The 17,301-nt window shown below is 59.0% G+C and carries 15 protein-coding genes and 1 pseudogene; 8 read left to right on the top strand and 8 right to left on the bottom strand.

The window, feature by feature from the left end:
- Positions 1 to 150: 150 nt before the first annotated feature.
- Positions 151 to 1,446: a serine hydroxymethyltransferase gene (gene glyA, locus JZI28_RS11975; RefSeq protein WP_348155840.1), complete on the bottom strand. Its 1,296-nt coding sequence runs from the start codon at positions 1,444 to 1,446 to the stop codon at positions 151 to 153.
- A 187-nt stretch (positions 1,447 to 1,633) separates the two neighbouring features.
- Between glyA and JZI28_RS11970 the strand changes: the two genes are divergently transcribed.
- Positions 1,634 to 2,389: an NAD kinase gene (locus JZI28_RS11970; RefSeq protein ID WP_375697743.1), complete on the top strand. Its 756-nt coding sequence runs from the start codon at positions 1,634 to 1,636 to the stop codon at positions 2,387 to 2,389.
- Positions 2,390 to 2,850: 461 nt separating this feature from the next.
- On the opposite strand, the gene JZI28_RS11965 is transcribed toward JZI28_RS11970, so the two are convergent.
- Positions 2,851 to 4,281, bottom strand: a complete 1,431-nt coding sequence (locus tag JZI28_RS11965) for an amidase family protein (RefSeq protein WP_375697742.1) — start codon at positions 4,279 to 4,281, stop codon at positions 2,851 to 2,853.
- 171 nt (positions 4,282 to 4,452) lie between these two features.
- Positions 4,453 to 6,345 carry a propionate-CoA ligase PrpE gene (gene prpE, locus JZI28_RS11960; protein ID WP_375697741.1) on the bottom strand — a complete coding sequence of 631 codons (1,893 nt, stop codon included), beginning with the start codon at positions 6,343 to 6,345 and terminating at the stop codon, positions 4,453 to 4,455.
- Between the two features lie 382 nt (positions 6,346 to 6,727).
- Here prpE and JZI28_RS11955 point away from each other — a divergent pair, with 382 nt between their 5' ends.
- Positions 6,728 to 7,132: a hypothetical protein gene (locus JZI28_RS11955; RefSeq protein WP_375697740.1), complete on the top strand. Its 405-nt coding sequence runs from the start codon at positions 6,728 to 6,730 to the stop codon at positions 7,130 to 7,132.
- Here JZI28_RS11955 and JZI28_RS11950 read toward each other — a convergent pair.
- Positions 7,060 to 8,147 (bottom strand): IS3 family transposase gene (locus JZI28_RS11950; RefSeq protein WP_375697739.1). Its coding sequence is split into 2 segments (ribosomal slippage): positions 7,060 to 7,886 and positions 7,886 to 8,147, totalling 1,089 coding nucleotides; the frame shifts between segments, so codons are not numbered across the junction. The genes JZI28_RS11955 and JZI28_RS11950 overlap by 73 nt on opposite strands.
- 55 nt (positions 8,148 to 8,202) lie before the next feature.
- On the opposite strand from JZI28_RS11950, the pseudogene istA reads away from it, so the two are divergent.
- The 5 genes and pseudogenes from istA to JZI28_RS11925 form a co-directional block, all read left to right on the top strand.
- A pseudogene (istA, locus tag JZI28_RS11945) lies at positions 8,203 to 9,420 on the top strand (IS21 family transposase); the annotation flags it as partial.
- Entirely contained in the window at positions 9,417 to 10,175 is a 759-nt protein-coding gene (gene istB / locus JZI28_RS11940) for an IS21-like element helper ATPase IstB (RefSeq protein WP_274841184.1), read from the top strand. The pseudogene istA and the gene istB, both read left to right, overlap by 4 nt.
- A gap of 421 nt (positions 10,176 to 10,596) precedes the next feature.
- A complete protein-coding gene (locus JZI28_RS11935) occupies positions 10,597 to 11,883 on the top strand; it encodes a lipoprotein-releasing ABC transporter permease subunit (RefSeq protein ID WP_375697738.1) in 1,287 nt (428 codons plus the stop codon).
- On the top strand, positions 11,876 to 12,559 hold the full coding sequence (locus JZI28_RS11930) for an ABC transporter ATP-binding protein (protein WP_375697737.1): 684 nt from the start codon (positions 11,876 to 11,878) through the stop codon (positions 12,557 to 12,559). Before JZI28_RS11935 ends, JZI28_RS11930 begins: the two co-directional genes overlap by 8 nt.
- 343 nt (positions 12,560 to 12,902) lie before the next feature.
- Positions 12,903 to 13,310 (top strand): c-type cytochrome, encoded by a 408-nt coding sequence (locus tag JZI28_RS11925; RefSeq protein ID WP_375697736.1) that lies wholly within the window; start codon positions 12,903 to 12,905, stop codon positions 13,308 to 13,310.
- A gap of 57 nt (positions 13,311 to 13,367) precedes the next feature.
- Here JZI28_RS11925 and JZI28_RS11920 read toward each other — a convergent pair whose 3' ends face one another.
- From JZI28_RS11920 to JZI28_RS11905, 4 genes are all read right to left on the bottom strand, one after another.
- Positions 13,368 to 14,051 (bottom strand): hypothetical protein, encoded by a 684-nt coding sequence (locus tag JZI28_RS11920; protein ID WP_375697735.1) that lies wholly within the window; start codon positions 14,049 to 14,051, stop codon positions 13,368 to 13,370.
- Between the two features lie 85 nt (positions 14,052 to 14,136).
- Entirely contained in the window at positions 14,137 to 14,796 is a 660-nt protein-coding gene (locus tag JZI28_RS11915; protein ID WP_375697734.1) for a DNA-3-methyladenine glycosylase I, read from the bottom strand.
- Positions 14,797 to 14,815: 19 nt separating this feature from the next.
- Positions 14,816 to 15,238 carry a PaaI family thioesterase gene (locus JZI28_RS11910; protein ID WP_375697733.1) on the bottom strand — a complete coding sequence of 141 codons (423 nt, stop codon included), beginning with the start codon at positions 15,236 to 15,238 and terminating at the stop codon, positions 14,816 to 14,818.
- Positions 15,186 to 16,037, bottom strand: a complete 852-nt coding sequence (locus tag JZI28_RS11905; protein WP_375697732.1) for a hypothetical protein — start codon at positions 16,035 to 16,037, stop codon at positions 15,186 to 15,188. Before JZI28_RS11905 ends, JZI28_RS11910 begins: the two co-directional genes overlap by 53 nt.
- 184 nt (positions 16,038 to 16,221) lie before the next feature.
- Between JZI28_RS11905 and JZI28_RS11900 the strand changes: the two genes are divergently transcribed.
- Positions 16,222 to 17,010 carry a hypothetical protein gene (locus JZI28_RS11900; protein ID WP_375697731.1) on the top strand — a complete coding sequence of 263 codons (789 nt, stop codon included), beginning with the start codon at positions 16,222 to 16,224 and terminating at the stop codon, positions 17,008 to 17,010.
- Positions 17,011 to 17,301 lie beyond the last annotated feature (291 nt).

Here is a 17,301-nt window from a genome sequence, read left to right as displayed (position 1 = left end):
GCAGACAGACGCCCATATTGCCGTGCTCTGTATCTGGGTGGAAGCGCCGCTATAAACGTCGTGGTCGCGTCGAGATCACGTTTGGCAGATATGAAAAAAGGCGCCGCTGAAAGATTGCGGCGCCCCTGTCATAACGTTGCTTATCCGACCTTAGAGGTTGGGGTAGAGCGGGAATTTGGCGCAAAGCGCAGAGACCTTGCCACGGACAGTGGCCTCGACCTCGGCATTGCCTTCTTCGCCATTGGCGGCCAGACCATCGACCACTTCGACGATCAGCTGAGCGATCTCGCGGAATTCAGCCTCACCAAAACCGCGGGTGGTGCCCGCAGGGGTGCCAAGACGGATACCAGAGGTCACCATTGGCTTTTCCGGGTCAAAGGGGATACCGTTTTTATTGGTGGTGATATGGGCGCGGCCCAGGGCCTTGTCGACGATGTTGCCGGTCACGCCTTTGGGGCGCAGATCGACCAGCATCACATGGGTGTCGGTGCCGCCGGTGACGATATCCAGCCCGCCTTTGATCAGCTCATCTGCCAGGGCGACCGCGTTGGCGCGAACCTGTTTCTGGTACTCTTTGAACTCGGGACGCAGGGCCTCGCCAAAGGCAACGGCCTTACCTGCGATCACATGCATCAATGGGCCACCCTGGATACCGGGGAAGATCGCCGAGTTGACCTTTTTGGCGATATCCGCGTCATTGGTGACGATCATGCCGCCGCGCGGGCCACGCAGAGTTTTATGGGTGGTGGTGGTTGCCACATGGGCATGCGGGAAGGGCGAGGGGTGCTCTCCGGCGGCAATCAGACCGGCGATATGGGCCATGTCGACCATGAAATAGGCGCCAACGGAATCAGCAATTTCGCGGAACTTGGCAAAGTCGATCTGACGTGGGATGGCAGAGCCGCCTGCAATGATCAGCTTGGGCTGATGCTCGGTTGCCAGCGCCTGGATCTGATCATAGTCGATCAGGTTGTCACCTTCGCGCACACCGTAGTGAATGGCGTTGAACCATTTGCCCGATTGGTTGGGGCGTGCGCCATGGGTCAGGTGACCACCAGCAGACAGATCCATGCCAAGGATGGTATCACCGGGCTGGATCAGCGCCTGGAACACACCCTGGTTGGCCTGGGAACCGGAATTGGGCTGCACATTGGCAAACTCACAGCCAAACAGCTGCTTGGCCCGGTCAATGGCGAGGTTTTCCGCAACGTCGACGTGCTGGCAGCCGCCATAATAGCGGCGACCGGGGTAGCCTTCGGCGTATTTGTTGGTGAGCACAGAGCCCTGCGCTTCCATTACGGCAGCGGAAACGATGTTCTCGGAGGCAATCAGCTCGATTTCGTCGCGCTGGCGGTGCAGCTCGTCGGTGATTGAGCCAAAGAGTTCTGGGTCACGCTCAGAGAGGGATTGAGTGAAGAATCCGGGATCACGGGTGGTCGCTGTCATGGTGGCTCCGCTAAGTAGCAAGTGGCAAGATTGGGTAATCTGAGAGATTTCCTATCGGAAACTTCACAGATCTTAAAGGCTGTAAAGCGGCAATAACCGAACATAGAGCGGCAACACTGGTCTTTGTGGCTCGGCTGTGCTTGTTTCGGAACAAAATGGCTCACTCCGGAAACAGGGTTTTGTGACAATGAGAATCGCCTTCTTGGCCAGTGATGCCCCCGTGGCGCAATCGGCCTGTGACACCCTGGTAAAATTGCACGGCAATGCGCAGCCGGAAAATGCCGATGTGATTGTGGCGCTTGGCGGGGACGGCTTTATGCTGAAAACCCTGCACGAGGCGGTTGATCTGGCCTTGCCCGTCTATGGTATGAACCGGGGCACGGTAGGGTTTTTGATGAATGAATACCATGAGGATGGTCTGCTTGCCCGGCTTGAGGCGGCAGAGGAAGAAATTATCAACCCTTTGTCGATGACTGCGATGGACCGCGATGGGGCCGTCCACAAGGCCTTGGCGATCAATGAGGTTTCCCTGTTGCGGGCGGGCCCGCAGGCGGCGCGGCTGAAGATTTCGGTCGACGGGCGCCAAAGACTGGCAGAGCTGGTCTGTGACGGGGCGCTGGTCTCTACGCCGGCGGGATCCACCGCCTATAACTATTCCGCCCATGGGCCGATCCTGCCGATTGGCTCGGATGTGCTGGCCTTGACAGCAATTGCGGCCTTTCGACCGCGTCGCTGGCAGGGGGCGTTGCTGCCCAGCGGTGCCAAAGTGCGCTTTGACGTGCTGGAAGCAGACAAGCGCCCGGTCATGGCTGATGCGGATTCGATCTCCTGCCCGGATATTCAGTGGGTCGAAATTCAGACCGAACCCAGCATCCGCCACAAGATTCTGTTTGACCCAGGTCATGGCCTGGAGGAGCGCCTCATCTCCGAGCAGTTCACCTGAGGCCCTCCCTTGGGAATTATGAAAGGCAAGAAATTTCAAGCGAATAACTGTGACTTTATTTCCCAGCTGTAGAAATCTTGTGCGAAATGCGATCAGGTTATTGTGAAAAGGCTGGCCTGGTCCGCTTTGATTGGGGCATCCTGGCGGTACGGTAGCTGCAGTTTTGGCGTTGTGTGCATTCTGCTGAAGCTACCCCTTGTTTTCAGAGACGATTTTGGCCCTTGGCGAATGATCGTCCTGTGTGAGCTAGTTTTCATGGTATGAAAGGTGCCGGGAATGGACTGATCCATTTCCCGGTTTCTTTTTGTGGCGTCTGGTCCGCAAGGCGTCCGGCGGCACTGCAGTTCGCTGGCAATATTCACCCACAGACAGACAGGGAGCGGGCGGCTGATGCACCGCCCGCTCCCTTGGAGTTTGATGGCATGGCTCGGGTCAAAACACCTGCTGCGGCAGGGTTTGGTTTAGGCCATGAGATCCCACAGGTGTGGACTGAACCTTCCAACGCGCTGCTCGATCGCAATGCAGGCGTCCACCGCCATGTCTTCGCGCCAGCGACGGGCGACGATCTGCACATTGATCGGCTGGGGACCGCTTGCCAGTGGTGCCAGTCGTGCAGGGACGCAGCCCGCAGGCAGGCCGAGATAATTCATTGCATAGGAATAGACGGCGCAGCCCAGAACCTCATGCACGCCTTCCGCACCTTCAGTATCGCGGTCGGGTTTGAAAAACGGCTGCGGCAGAAACGGCGTGAGAACCAGAGGATAGTCCTGCATGAACAGGGACCATTCGCGTGCATAGTGGCTGCGCTTGGCCATCATCTGCAACAGCTCGGTACCGGCAAAGGGCGGGAACTCCTGGAAATAGACCTCAAAGATCTGTCGCACGGTATCGGATCCGGCGGCGTCCACATCCTGCTTCATCATTGCGTAGACTTCGCCCATCAGCGCACGATAGCCGGTGCGCCCGGCGTCAAAGGCATTGGGGGGCTCGACCTCTTCAACGACATACCCGGAATCTGTCAGCGCATCGCGCGCGGTCTCCAGCGCCAGATTGACCTCCGGGTGCAGGTCATAGCCAAAGGTGTTGCGGGTAAAGGCAACCTTGATCGGGCCGTCCAGAGGCGCGCCACGCCAGGGGAGGGGGGCATGAAACGGGTCGCGCGGATCTGGCGCAATCAGCGAAGGCATCGCCAGATGCAGATCTGCAGCCGATCGGGTAATCAGCCCCTGTACCGACATGGACTGCGCCAGCATGCCGCGTTCGGCCTTTTGGCTGGGGTTCCAGGCGGGCACACGTCCTAGACCTGGTTTAACCGTCACCGCACCATTGGCAGCCGCCGGAAACCGCAGCGAGCCGCCGATATCGTTGCCATGGGCCAGGGAGCCGATGCCTGCCATCACTGCTGCACCCGCCCCCCCAGAAGAGCCGCCGGGGGAAATATGTCGTCCCCAGGGGTTATGGGTGCGGCCAAACAGCGGGTTGTCCGTATCGGCGCGAAAGGAGAACTCGGGTGTATTGGTTCGGCCAATCACCACAGCGCCGGCCTTTTCCAGATTCGCGACCACGGGCGCATCCCCGGGGGCAATCAGGTCTTTCAAGGCTGTCACCCCGTTAGAGGTGGCATGGCCTTCCTGATCGACGTTGATCTTGATGGTGACAGGCAGCCCCTGAAGCGGCCCCGGTGCCGCACCGGCTGTGCGGGCTTTATCGAGTTCCCGGGCGCGAGTCAGGGCCTCGGTGCTCAAGTCTTCAACCACCGCGTTCAGGCCGGGGTTCACCGCATTCATCCGGTCAATCGAGGCCTGCACCGCGGCTTCGGCGGAAACATCGCCAGCGCGGGTTCGGGTGGAAAGTTCGGTGGCGCTCAGGCGCCAAATATCATCTGTGTTCATTTTGCTCATCTCCTGCGCGGCAGGGTAGAGCTGTGGTTTGCGGTTGCAAGGGAAACCAGAGGTAAATTCTGTTTCCTTTTCTAGAATTTAGCTCATCGGACAAGAAACCGGCAGAGCTGTGCGTTATGTGGTCGAAAGGTTGGGCTGCCCTTCGACCACAAGGCTCAGCTGTTAGGCCTTTGCAAAGCCAAGGCCCTGTAGGGCACCGGTGATTTCATCCAGAATTGCCGGGTCATCAATGGTGGCCGGCATCTTCCAGGGGGTGCCATCGGCAATATTGACCATGGTGCCCCGCAGGATCTTGCCCGAGCGGGTCTTGGGCAGCCGGTCGACCACAACGGCCAGCTTGAAGGCGGCCACCGGCCCGATCTTTTCGCGCACCAGTTTGACCACTTCGGCCACAATTTCGCTGGGGTCGCGACCGACACCGGCATTGAGGCAGAGGAAGCCCAAGGGTGCCTGGCCTTTCAGCGGGTCGGCGACGCCAATCACTGCGCATTCCGCCACATCCGGGTGGCCTGCCAGCACCTCTTCCATGGCACCAGTGGACAGCCGGTGGCCGGCGACATTGATCACATCATCCGTGCGCGCCATGATATAGAGATAGCCGTCCTCGTCCTTCATGCCGGCATCGCCTGTTTCGTAATACCCGGGGAAGGTGGTGAGATAGCTTTTCTTAAAGCGCGCTTCGGCGTTCCACAGGGTTGGCAAGGTGCCAGGGGGCAGGGGCAGTTTGATAGCAATGGCCCCCAGCTCTCCGGCAGCAACGGGATGACCGCCTTCGTCCAGGATATCCACCTCATAGCCCGGCATTGGCACCGCAGGGGAGCCAAGTTTGGTGGGCAGTTCTTCAATGCCAAGCGGGTTGGCGGCAATCGACCAGCCGGTTTCGGTCTGCCACCAGTGGTCCACAATTGGCACATTCAGCTTTTCCTGCGCCCAGGTGATGGTATCAGGATCGGCGCGCTCGCCAGCCAGATAGACCTGGCCCAGGCAGCTGAGGTCGTATTTGCCGACAAATTCGCCCTTGGGGTCTTCGCGCTTTACTGCGCGGAATGCGGTGGGGGCGGTGAAGAAGCTTTTGACCTTATGTTCCGAGATCACCCGCCAAAAGGTGCCCGCATCTGGCGTGCCGATGGGTTTGCCCTCAAAGACGATGGTGGTGTTGCCATGGATCAGCGGCGCGTAGCAGATATAGCTGTGTCCGACGACCCAGCCCACATCAGACGCCGCCCAAAACACATCGCCCGGATCAACGTTGTAGATGTTTTTCATCGACCAGTTCAGCGCCACCAATTGCCCGGCGGTGTGACGTATCACCCCCTTGGGCTGGCCCGTGGTGCCCGAGGTGTAGAGGATATAAGAAGGATGATTGCCCTCCACTGGCAGACAGTCGGCCGGTTCCACACCATATTGAAAGCCGTGCCAGTTGACATCCCGGCCCTCGACGAGCTCGGCAACTTCTTGTTCGCGCTGCAAAATAACGCAGAAATCAGGCTTGTGCGAGGCCAGATCTATAGCCCCGTCCAGCAGCGGTTTATAATGCACCACCCGGCCAGGCTCCAACCCGCAGGAGGCGGCGATGATGGCCTTGGGGGTGGCGTCATCAATGCGGACCGCCAGCTCATTGGCGGCAAAGCCCCCAAAGACAACCGAATGCACTGCGCCAATACGGGCGCAGGCCAGCATGGCCTCCAGCGCCTCGGGGATCATCGGCATATAGATAATGACGCGATCACCCTTCTCGATGCCCTTGGCCCGCAGGGCGCCTGCCAGAGTGGCTACGCGGTTGCGCAGCTCCACATAAGAGATTTCGCGCTTGGTGTGGGTGATGGGGCTGTCATAGATGATCGCTGTCTGCTCCCCTCTGCCGGCCTCGACATGGCGATCCACCGCATTGTAGCAGGTGTTGACGCGGGCATCCGCGAACCATTCATAAAGCCCCTCACCTTTATCGGTCAGCGCTTTGGTTGGGGCCTCCACCCAATCAATTGCCTCGGCGGCCTGCATCCAAAAGGCTTCAGGATCGGCTTTCCAGTTGGCATATATCTCTTTGTAAGACATCGGCGTCCTCCACGCGTTTTGTTCTCAAACGAGTTATGCGTAAGCGTGGCTTCTGAGCAAGCAATCATCATAACCTTGCGTCACAGCGCCGCGCAAAAATTTGCACTATGGCCGGAAAGACCCTGCAAATTTTTGCAAATCCATAAGTATTGCGGACTTTCGGGCAGTTTTTTTCAATTTTTGCAAATTTGCTAACCTGGCCTGGCTAAGAGTGTGGGGCTCGATTAGGGGCTACGTGTAGCGGTGTATGTATGTAGCGGGATGTATAGGGCGGTTGCAAATTAGGCCACGGTAGCGCCGGTATTTTGCCGGGGCGGGCGGCGCAAAAGTCGTCCACTTTTGCTCTCACTGTCTTTGCAGGGAGGGCCGGAGGATTTTCACCGTGGAAGTATATTTAGCCGTGCGCCGCGCGCATTTCGATGAGGGGCGCAGCAAACGTTCGATCGCCCGTGATTTTGGCCTTGCCCGTGGAACGGTCGACAAGATGTGCGCGTATTCGTCTCCCCCTGGTTACCGCCGGAGCCAGAAAGTTCGGCGCCCGAAGTTGGAAGCCTTCACCGATACAATTGACCAATGGCTTCTGGAGGATCAGAACCGTCCGAAGAAGCAACGCCATACGGCGAAGCGGATCTTTGAACGGCTCCGTGAGGAAGAAGGCTTTACCGGCGGTTATACGGTAATCCCCCCATTTTTAATTGGGTCCAGCCGTAGAATTCACGCAGCCGTTTTCAGTTTCATGGCGGGTGTCATGCCGCCGATGCCCATGTTGGGTCGCTCGTTGTTGTAAGTCCAGAGCCATTGTGTTGCCTGGTCCTGTGCCTCCTCGATGGTTTCGAAGATGTATTGCCCCAGCCATTCGCCACGAACGGTGCGGTTGTAGCGCTCGATATAGGCATTCTGTTGGGGCTTACCGGGCTGGATATATTCGAGCCGCACATTGCGTTTCTCAGCCCATTCCATGAGCTTCCCGCTGACGTATTCTGGGCCGTTGTCCACACGAATAGCTTGGGGCTTTCCGCGCCACTCAATGATCTGGTTCAGCGCACGCACGACACGTTCAGCAGGCAGCGAGAAGTCGACCTCAATAGCCAGTCCTTCGCGATTGAAGTCATCCAAGACGTTTAATGCCCTGATCGACCGGCCATCCGCCAGCTGATCCGCCATGAAGTCCATGGACCAAGTTTCATTTGGTCTTTCAGGCACAGCCAGTGGTTCCGGCTTGTCCCGCTTCAAGCGTTTCTTCGGCTTGATACGCAGGTTCAACGCCAGCTCACAGTAGACCCGGTAGACACGTTTATGGTTCCAGCCATAGCCCTGCACGTTGCGCAGATACAAAAAGCACAGGCCGAAGCCCCAGGTCCGCTTGTTAGCCGTCAAGCGTTCAAGCCAATCTGCGATCTCTTCGTTGTCATCGCTCAGCACAGGGCTGTATCTATAGCAGGTCTCGCTGATCTCGAACGCACGGCAGGCCAGAGCTATGCTGACCCCATATTGCGCAACTGCATTCATGGCCATCTCTCGCCGATGAGACGGCCTTAACGCTTTTTTCCAAGCGCTTCTTTCAGCAGGTCGTTTTGCATGCTCATCTCGGCATACATGCGCTTCAGACGACGGTTCTCTTCCGCCATATCCTTCATCTCGGAAATCAAGGACGCGTCCATGCCGCCAAACTTGGCCCGCCATTTGTAAAAACTCGCGCTGCTCATTCCGTGCTCGCGGCAAAGCTCAGAGACCGGCACACCGCCCTCCGCCTGCTTCAACACTGCCATGATTTGCGCGTCGCTAAATCGTCCATTCTTCATCATAAATCTCCTCAGATATCTTGCCGAGAAAATTCTACTTTGGAACACCACTATTTTTAGGGGGGATTACCATACGACCGTGAAGGACTATGTTCGGGGGCATCGTCAAAAAGCGCGGGAGATGTTCATTCCACTCGCCCATCCTCCGGGTCACGGGCAGGCCGATTTCGGTGAGGCCGTTGTCATCCTGGGGGGCGTGGAACAGAAGATCCACTTTTTTGCCTTTGACCTGCCCTACAGCGATGCATGCTATGTGCGGGCCTATCATGCGGCGACAACAGAAGCCTGGATGGACGGGCATGTTCACGCCTTTGAGTTCTTCGGGCGCGTGCCGCTCTCGGTGGTCTATGACAATGACAGCTGCCTTGTTGCGAAGATCGAAGCCGGAGGGCGGCGTCGGCGGACGCAGATGTTCACGGAGATGTTGTCACACTACCTTTTTGATGATCGCTACGGCCGCCCGGGCAAGGGGAACGATAAAGGCAATGTCGAAGGTCTGGTGGGCTGGTCCCGGCGCAACCTGATGGTGCCGCTGCCGGAATTCCCTGATCTGGACAGCTTCAATGTCTGGCTCGAAGAACAATGTCTGACACGGCAGTCGGCTGTCTTGCATGGGCACCGGGAGACGATCGGGGAACGGCTGAAGCGGGATCTGGCTGCCATGTCGCCACTCCCTGCAATGCCTTACCAAGCCTGCCACAAGGCAACGGGCCGGGTCAGCTCCCAATCTCTGGTGCGCTACAAATCCAATGATTACTCGGTTCCCAGCACCTATGGCTTACGGGAGGTGACGATCCGTGCGTTTGTGGATGTGGTCGAAATCGGCTGTGGTGGTGGGGTCATCGCCCGTCACGCCCGCTGCTACGAGCGCGAACAAATGATCTTCGACCCTGTGCATTACTTTGCCCTTCTGGAGACGAAGCCCGGGGCCTTGGACCAAGCCGCCCCTTTGGTCGATTGGGAGATGCCCGACGAGCTGCAAACCCTGCGTCGCCTAATGGAAGCGAGACATGCCCGCCAAGGGCGCCGAGAGTTCATTCAGGTGCTTCGGCTCCTGGAAAGCTTTGATCTGCCGACTTTGTGCGCGGCGGTGCGGGTGGCGTTGCAAAAGCGGGCGATCGCCTTTGATGCGATCAAGCATCTGGTCCTGTGCCAAGTGGAGCGCCGCCCCGCTCGGCTCGATCTGTCCCTCTACCCCTATCTTCCCCGGACTGCGGTTCAGACGACAAAAGCCGCGAGTTACATGGCGCTCCTGTCGGAGGGAGCCGCATGACGGAAGTCCCGGACCTTCTGCTGGCCCATCACCTCAAGAAGCTCAAACTGCCCACCGTATTGCGCGAATACGAGAAGCAGGCGCGACAGTGCGCCGCCGAGGGGAAGGATCACATCCAGTTCCTCCACAGATTGATCGAATTGGAACTCATCGATCGGGAGCGGCGTATGGTGGAGCGACGGGTCAAGGCGGCGAAGTTCCCGGCGCCCAAAAGTCTGGACAGTTTCGACTTCCAGGCAATCCCCGCCCTGAACAAAGCCAGGGTGTTGGACCTCGCCCGTTGCGGATGGATCGAGCGGCGCGAGAACGTGATCGCTCTGGGGCCAAGTGGCACGGGCAAAACGCATGTCGCTCTTGGCCTTGGACTGGCCGCTTGTCAGAAAGGGATACCGGTTCGCTTCACCACCGCGGCGGCTCTTGTCCATGAGCTGATTGAGGCCAGTGACGAGAAACGGCTCCTGCGCCTGCAAAAGCAGATGCTGGCACCCAAGCTGCTGATCATTGATGAATTAGGCTTCGTGCCATTGAGCAAAACCGGCGCAGAACTCCTCTTCGAACTGATCTCGCAGAGATACGAACGCGCCTCGACATTGATCACCAGCAACCTCCCCTTCGAGGAATGGACTGAAACGCTCGGATCAGAACGTCTCACCGGCGCACTTCTTGATCGGCTCACCCATCATGTCTCCATTCTCGAGATGAACGGTGAAAGCTACCGCCTCGCACAGAGCCGAAAAACAACCCAGAACAACTGATCAGGAATTGCCCCTCACGGGGCAATGCGCCCGGGAACCCGCTTGCTATGTGAGGAGCCGCAGGTCCCCGGGCGCCTCTAAAATCAAACAAACGGCTCAATCCAAACTGGCCTACTTTTACGCCGCCCTAATGGACCAATTTTGCGCCGCCCTTGACAGGCGAACTGTATCTTTTGTCAGCATCAAACAGCACTGAGCCCCGGCACGATAGGTTTTACTTTGGGTCAAATCGGCAGTGACCCAGCGTTCTGCCGATTTCGCACTATGCCCCCAGGTTTTAGGCAAGCGGTGTCTCCCATTTTCTACATTCGGTGAACTAGCCCAGTGGGGGCGGTGGATATGCGCTGAGTGTGGTGCACGGTGGCTTGACCCTGCGCCCAGGAAAGCCCAGTTTGGCGAAAAACTGCGAGCAGGAGCCAGCATGGCCAGCACCCCCCCGCCTTTTGCGCGATTTGAATGGATGATTGCCTGGCGGTACCTGCGGGCGCGCCGGGCAGAGGGCGGCGTTTCAGTGATGACCTGGATCAGCCTCATTGGCATTACCCTGGCGGTTTTTGCCCTTATCGCGACTCTGGCGGTGCGTTCTGGGTTTCGCTCGGAATTTGTGGGCACCATCCTGGGCGCAAACGCCCATGTGACGCTCTATTCCCACGGCGCGCTCAACGCGGCTGGCCAGATGGAGCGCAGCATCACGGATTTTGACGCCATGGCGGCACGGGTGGCCACGGTGCCCGGCGTGATCCGCGCAGCGCCGCTGATCAAGGGGCAGGTCATGGCCAATGCGCGCCAGCGCAACGCCGGGGTTGAGGTCTTTGGCATCTCCAAACCCGGCATCCTGACCATCCCCGGCGTTGCCCAAAGCGATGGCGCCATGGGCGATCTGGATCGGTTTGAGGACGGGGTCGCCATCGGCTCTGGCGTGGCGCGCGAACTTGGGGTCAGCCCCGGGGATCGTATCAAGCTGATCTCGCCCAATGGGGTCAAAACCCCCTTTGGCACCAGTCCAAGGGTCAAGGCTTACGAGGTGGTCTACATTTTTACTGCCGGGCGCTATGACATTGATCGCACCCGGCTTTATATGCCCTTTGCCGAGGCGCAGAGCTTTTTCAACCGTGAAGGTGTGGCGGATGAGATCGAGGTGATGATCACCGACCCGGAAGCGGTGGACCTGAAGGTCCTGCCCCTGTTGCGGGCGGCGGATGGCGCGGTTGGGGTCTGGACCTGGCGCGATGCCTCTGGTGGTTTCCTGCGGGCGCTGGAGGTCGAGGACAATGTGATGTTCATCATCCTGTCGATCCTGGTGCTGATTGCGACGATGAATATCGTCTCGGGCCTGATCATGTTGGTCAAAAACAAAGGCCGCGACATTGGTATCTTGCGCACTATCGGGCTCAGCGAGGGGTCGGTAATGCGGGTGTTTTTTATCTGTGGTGCCTTTACCGGGGTGCTGGGGACGCTGTTTGGTGTCATTCTGGGCTGTCTGTTTGCCAGCTATATCGACCCGATTTTCTCTTTTGTGAACTTTGTGGTGGGCGGCGGCGTCTGGGATCCCTCTATCCGCGGCATCTATGCGCTGCCGGCCGAGCTGAACCTGCCCGATGTGCTGTCTGCGGTGGGGCTGTCGCTGGGGCTGTCCTTTGTGGTGACAATCTTTCCCGCCCGGCGTGCCGCCCGGCTGAACCCGGTGGAGGCGCTGCGCTATGAGTGATGCCGTTTTAGAGCTAAAAGCCGTGACCAAGTCCTATAATCAGGGCGCGGCCAACCAGATTGACGTGCTGCGCGGTGTTGATTTGACCTTGAACGCGGGGGAGATGGTGGCACTGGTGGCGCCCTCGGGCGCAGGCAAATCCACCCTGTTGCATATCGCGGGCCTGTTGGACGTGCCTGACAGTGGCAGCGTCACGGTGGCCGGACAGGACATCAGCGGCAAGGGTGACAGCATGCGCACCAGCCTGCGTCGCCAGGAACTGGGCTTTGTCTATCAGTTCCACCACCTGCTGCCGGAATTCACCGCGCAGGAGAACATTGTCCTGCCGCAGCTGGCCAATGGGATTGCACAGCGCGCCGCCGAGGCCCGGGCTGATGAGCTCTTGGCTCTGGTTGGGCTGTCAGCCCGCGCCCAGCACCGGCCTGCGGCGCTGTCGGGGGGCGAACAGCAGCGGGTGGCCTTTTGTCGGGCGCTGGCCAATAGCCCCCGCGTGTTGTTGGCGGATGAACCCACCGGAAACCTGGATCCCGGCACTTCAGATCAGGTCTTTGCCGCGCTGATGGATTTGGTGGCTGGCACTGGCCTGTCGGCGCTGGTGGCCACCCATAATCCCGAACTGGCCGCGCGGATGGACCGCCGGGTCAAGCTGGAGCAGGGCAGGCTGGTAGATCTTTAGGCGGGCGGTGGAACTGGTTGGCCGAGTGCCCCATTCACAGTCGCTAGAACCGAGATGCCCAGCATGAAAAACGTATAGCGTCGCATGGGTTTCTGCTCTGGTGGCTCCTCCTCTCGCGCCTTTTGCGGGGGGCAGGCTGCTGTGTGAGCGAGAAGCGGCCACCGCCGACAGGGACTAAGCCATGTTCCTGTGACATCCCCTGTGCATTATTATCGTCACTGTGGTGAAATGATGCTTAAATGCAGCCCATGGCAGACAATTTTTGCTCTGATCTGGTGCCTAGGTGGCCGTTTCAACAGCGTGGAATTATACTGTCGCTGCGCAAGAATAAGGAAGCATGTTGATGAAATCCCCAGTTGTGGTGTTAAGCCTGATCGCTTTGTCTTTTGGTCTATCAAACTGCGCCCCTGGGGAGGTGGATATGCCAGAGCCAGCCGAAGGCGCGGCGCTGTTCAATCAGAACTGCTCTGCCTGCCATGGTGTAGATGCTGATCTGGCCACACGAGAGCTATCCGTGGGTGCCCCTGACTTGCGGCATATTGCAACACGCAACCGCGGTGTTTTCCCGCGCGCCGCTGTACTGTCGCAGATTGACGGATATGGCCGTGGTCGCGTGGGGGCAGAGACAATGCCGGAATTTGGTGCCCTGCTCGAAGGAGATCTGGTTCCGGTCGCTGTGGATGACGTCTTTACCCCGACACCGCGCCCGCTGGCGGCGTTGCTGGCCTATCTGGAAGATATCCAGCGCTGATCCCGCCGCAGCTGTGCCGTGTAGTGCAGGGCAGGGCCTGATACACGACCTGGCGTGTCAGGTGCAAATTCCCGTGAGGTCGGCGTCTTTCCAGGGCAGATAGACATCGCTTTGCCGGGCCTGTGGCAGGTCCGTCACCGGCATCACCGCCTTGAGCATCTTATGCAGGCGCTTACTGCGGGCAGCCTGCGGTGCCAAGGCGCGGCAACAGACGTATTCTTCGACAATGGCGCCCTGCTGTTCATAGCCATAGCTGAGGAAGTCAGGACTGCTATCAAGCGCAAACAGGTAGGGATCTGGGCTGGCACTGTGTTCGGCCGCTGCCCGCAAGGGGTGGTAGCCAGTGACACGGCGGTTCTGCCACTGCCAGACATGGGTCATCTCATGGGCTAGCAACATGGCCTCCACCAGATACAGCCGATCTGGATAGGCCGGCATATAGTCTTCGGTGTACCAGTCTTTGACAAAAAAGATCCGGTTGAACAGGGTGACGGCTGCTGGCGAGGAGGTGACAATCTTTTCTTCCTTGACCGGCGGTAGGATACGTTCGCGGCAGGTGACGCGGGGGCGGGGTTTGCGCCGAAATGTAACAGCGGCCACTGGCGCGCCACGTACCAGATGCACCTGGTTGGTATTGAGGCTGTCGCCGTGAATATCGGATAGAAAACTCAGCTCTGCCTCGCTGAGTGGCCGACCGCAGGCGGCAAGCACAGAGCAGATCAGAACAAGCCGCAGGATCATAGGACGCCTCTGGTGGTGTGCTGCAGGCCATGGCTGCATTTGCTGATCTTGCGCATAAATGTGCCCCGTTTCTCTAGCTGTACCCTTAGCCGCAGCTCAAAGCCAGAACCCGGCTTATTTCCATCAAGGATCGGCCCGATTGCTCTTGCCAGCTGTTAAAAGCCGCCTGAACCTGGCGCAGAGCGGTTTTAGAGGTGGCGGGCTTGTCGATCACCCCTTCGGCGATCAACCGCCCGGTAACATCCTTGGACAGGACAAAGCCATCCCGCCCGGCAAAGCGCATCACCATCTGGCCGCTGTTGCCACCCAAGCGGCTGCCGCGCTTTTTCAGCATCTCCAGCAGCCCGACGAAATCCGGTGTTGGCCAGTCGGTAAACACCTTGGCGGCGCCACCCTCCTGGCGCAGCTCCATCAGGAAGACGGCGTTGTCGCGCACAGTTTGGATCTTGGCACCATTGCGGACAATTTGGCGGTCGCGCAGCAGCGCATCAAGTTTTCCATCATCCATAAAGGCGTTCTTGACCACATCAAACTGATCAAAAGCGGCCTCAAATCCGGGCCATTTTGTCTCGATCACCTTCCAGCTGAACCCGACCTGAAAGACGCATCTGGTCATTAGGGAGAGCCAGCGATCCTCTGCCAGGGTCGCAACATCAGGGTCCGGGCGCAGAAGCTTTGCTTCCAGCGCCTGGGCGCCGCCGTGACGGTCAGCTGAAATGTCAAAGATCTGTTCAAAACTGCGCAAGCTGCTGTTGTCCGATCTATCAGGGGGCGTAAAAAGTTGCAGTAGCGGTAGAGATCAATTTGCCGCTGGTTTCCTCGTGCATTTCGGCGCGGGCAAAGACCAGCGCCTTGCCTGCGCGCACCACTTCGGCACGGCACAGGATGGCAGTGCCAACGCCGGGGCGCAAAAACTGCGTGTGCAGATCGGTGGTGGCAAACATCCGCATCTCGCCGGCATGGGCAACGGCGGCCAGAACCATGGCCGTATCCGCCAGCGCCGCCAGGGCCTGCCCCGACACAATGCCACCCACTCGCGCCAGATGGGGGGCGAGCGGCATATGCAAGACCGCTGCTGCGGGAGAAAACGCGGTCACCGTCAGATCCAGGGCTCGGACCCATTCGGCAAAATTCTCATCCAATAGGGCCTGGGCGTCTTTGACGCTCATCGCTGGTGTGGAGTTCATCTCGGCCTCTTTTGCTGCTCTGTCTGGAGGGAGCGTAGCGGTCTGGTTGGCGCAACTCCACCACAGATTTGCCCAAACGAAACGGCGCCGCAAATCCGACCAGACAAAGCGCAAAGAGTTGCAACACCAGGATATGGGCATTGTCCTGCAGATAATCCCATTCCTGTTTGAGCCGTTGGATATGGGCGATCAAATCGTCATAGGCCCGCGCCAATATAACAAAGTCAGCAGCAATGGTTGGCTCTCGGCGGCGCAGGTTTTCCACCGATGCCTGGGTTGGCTGATCCAGCGAGGAAAAAACCAGAAAGCTCTCCGGGTCAAAAGCATCGGCGCTGGCGGCCTTGGCCGTTATCTCCTGTGCTGTGGTGCCGGATCCGGCAAGAAAGGCGATGCCCTGCAGCGGTGCGACCTCATCCGTTACGGCGATGAACAGGGGCAGCTCTGCATTGCCCGCAGTCGAGGCCGACAGAAATTCGATCTTGTCACAGAGCACCGCAATATCAGCGTCATCGGTTGGGTCGCAAAACCGCAGGCGAAACCGGGCCGCATCGCGGTCAAAGGCTGCGGTGGCGGCATAGGCAAGATCAATCTGGCGCTCCAGTTGGCTGCTGTCGGATTTGTAGATCCCGGCGATTACCGCCGCCAGCGCGCCAATGCCGCCCAGCAAGACCCAGACCAGATCGGCATATTTCCAGGCTTGGTGGCCCTCTGGCTTGCGCAGCAAAAAGCCGGTGCCGATGGCGCCCAGGCCAAAACAGATGAGGATCAGCAACAGCTGGTTTTCGGCGACAAAGATCATAGGGGCTCCTGGCGGCGGCGGGGGGCGGCGGGGCGTGCGTTTTGTCAATAGAAAGACTACGACGGCGGGCTTGCAACAGGGCTAAAGCAAATGTGACCGTTTACTACAGATCTGCTTAAACTGTTTGCAACGCGAGTCTGCTTCTATGGGCCCGTGGTGGAATGACGTTACCGGAGAAAACATCATGATGCGTTTTGTGGTTGGATGTGTGGTCCTTGTGGCAAGCTTCGCTGGGGCGGCAGTGGCGCAGCCGATCACCTACGAGGTGCGCGGCGGGATGTATGAGCAGGAGATCATTGCCTATGTGAATGGCGCGCTGGTTCAGGCTCTGGTGCCGGAGACCGGGATCTCCAACAAAATCCTGGAGGCGGATTTTGATGGCGACGGTCAGGTGGATCTGTTGCACAGCTGGAGCGGCGGCGGCAATTGCTGCGCGCCCAGCTACGCGGTGCTGTCTTTGCAGGGCGGTCGCTTTGTCAACGTCACCCATCCGGAGTTCTACGCCTGGGGCGATCCCGAGGTACAGCAAACCCCCCAGGGTTATCGCTTTTTGATCGAGACAACCGAGGCCGGTGTTGGTCAGACCGATCTGAACGGGCGTTTTGCAGCCTTCGCCTTTACCGGCAGCGCCCTGCAACTGGTCGAGAGCCGGGTGCTGGATCAGATGCTACCGGCGCTGGCGCAGCTTTCGGTGCAGGACTATGACCGCCCCGGTTTTGACAAACGCTACCCACTGAAGATGCAGTATGATCTGGATGGCTCCGGCAGCCTGGATCTGTTGCACTGCAGCTGGTGGGAGCGCTGGGGAGTGATAAATTGCGAGATCCAGATGGCGACGGGGCGCAAGATCACACTCAGTACCGGCTGTGTGCGCCTTGGCATCCTCTCAAGCCGCACCGCTGGCATGCCCGATCTGGTCTGCGGCCGCGAAACCGTGCTGCGGTTCGACCCGGCCCGCGGCAGCTACCAGTAGCCTGGCTTGGCGGAGCCCTTAGTTGGTGTCCGCAGCTTTGGAAGATGGCAGTTGTGAGATGTTTCTCTGGGCCGTCACGCCCGCGCCTGACCTTCCCCCCGGGAGTTGGAACCGGTCCGCATAGCGGCAAACAGTGCGGGGCACTGTTTGAGGTTCAAAGGGGCGGAGCCCTGCGCCCCAACCGTGCAAGTCTACGTGCAGCGCTTGCAGGAATTCCCTGGGGCGTGGCGCGTAGCGGCACGGCCCGCGCCTGACCTTCCCGTCATGCCGGAGGCATGCTTTCAGCATGAC

The sequence above is a fragment of the Pseudophaeobacter sp. TrK17 genome (assembly GCF_042192375.1).
GTDB lineage: Bacteria > Pseudomonadota > Alphaproteobacteria > Rhodobacterales > Rhodobacteraceae > Pseudophaeobacter.
This window is presented reverse-complemented; position numbering and strand designations above follow the sequence as displayed.

What these genes read in the sequence shown, in the direction of transcription:
- JZI28_RS11925 (WP_375697736.1), top strand. Translation starts at nt 12,903, where the DNA reads ATGAAATCCCCAGTTGTGGTGTTAAGCCTGATCGCTTTGTCTTTTGGT.
- prpE (WP_375697741.1), bottom strand. Translation starts at nt 6,345, where the DNA reads ATGTCTTACAAAGAGATATATGCCAACTGGAAAGCCGATCCTGAAGCC.
- JZI28_RS11920 (WP_375697735.1), bottom strand. Translation starts at nt 14,051, where the DNA reads ATGATCCTGCGGCTTGTTCTGATCTGCTCTGTGCTTGCCGCCTGCGGT.
- JZI28_RS11965 (WP_375697742.1), bottom strand. Translation starts at nt 4,281, where the DNA reads ATGAACACAGATGATATTTGGCGCCTGAGCGCCACCGAACTTTCCACC.
- JZI28_RS11930 (WP_375697737.1), top strand. Translation starts at nt 11,876, where the DNA reads ATGAGTGATGCCGTTTTAGAGCTAAAAGCCGTGACCAAGTCCTATAAT.
- JZI28_RS11905 (WP_375697732.1), bottom strand. Translation starts at nt 16,037, where the DNA reads ATGATCTTTGTCGCCGAAAACCAGCTGTTGCTGATCCTCATCTGTTTT.
- JZI28_RS11935 (WP_375697738.1), top strand. Translation starts at nt 10,597, where the DNA reads ATGGCCAGCACCCCCCCGCCTTTTGCGCGATTTGAATGGATGATTGCC.
- JZI28_RS11900 (WP_375697731.1), top strand. Translation starts at nt 16,222, where the DNA reads ATGATGCGTTTTGTGGTTGGATGTGTGGTCCTTGTGGCAAGCTTCGCT.
- JZI28_RS11910 (WP_375697733.1), bottom strand. Translation starts at nt 15,238, where the DNA reads ATGAACTCCACACCAGCGATGAGCGTCAAAGACGCCCAGGCCCTATTG.
- istB (WP_274841184.1), top strand. Translation starts at nt 9,417, where the DNA reads ATGACGGAAGTCCCGGACCTTCTGCTGGCCCATCACCTCAAGAAGCTC.
- glyA (WP_348155840.1), bottom strand. Translation starts at nt 1,446, where the DNA reads ATGACAGCGACCACCCGTGATCCCGGATTCTTCACTCAATCCCTCTCT.
- JZI28_RS11970 (WP_375697743.1), top strand. Translation starts at nt 1,634, where the DNA reads ATGAGAATCGCCTTCTTGGCCAGTGATGCCCCCGTGGCGCAATCGGCC.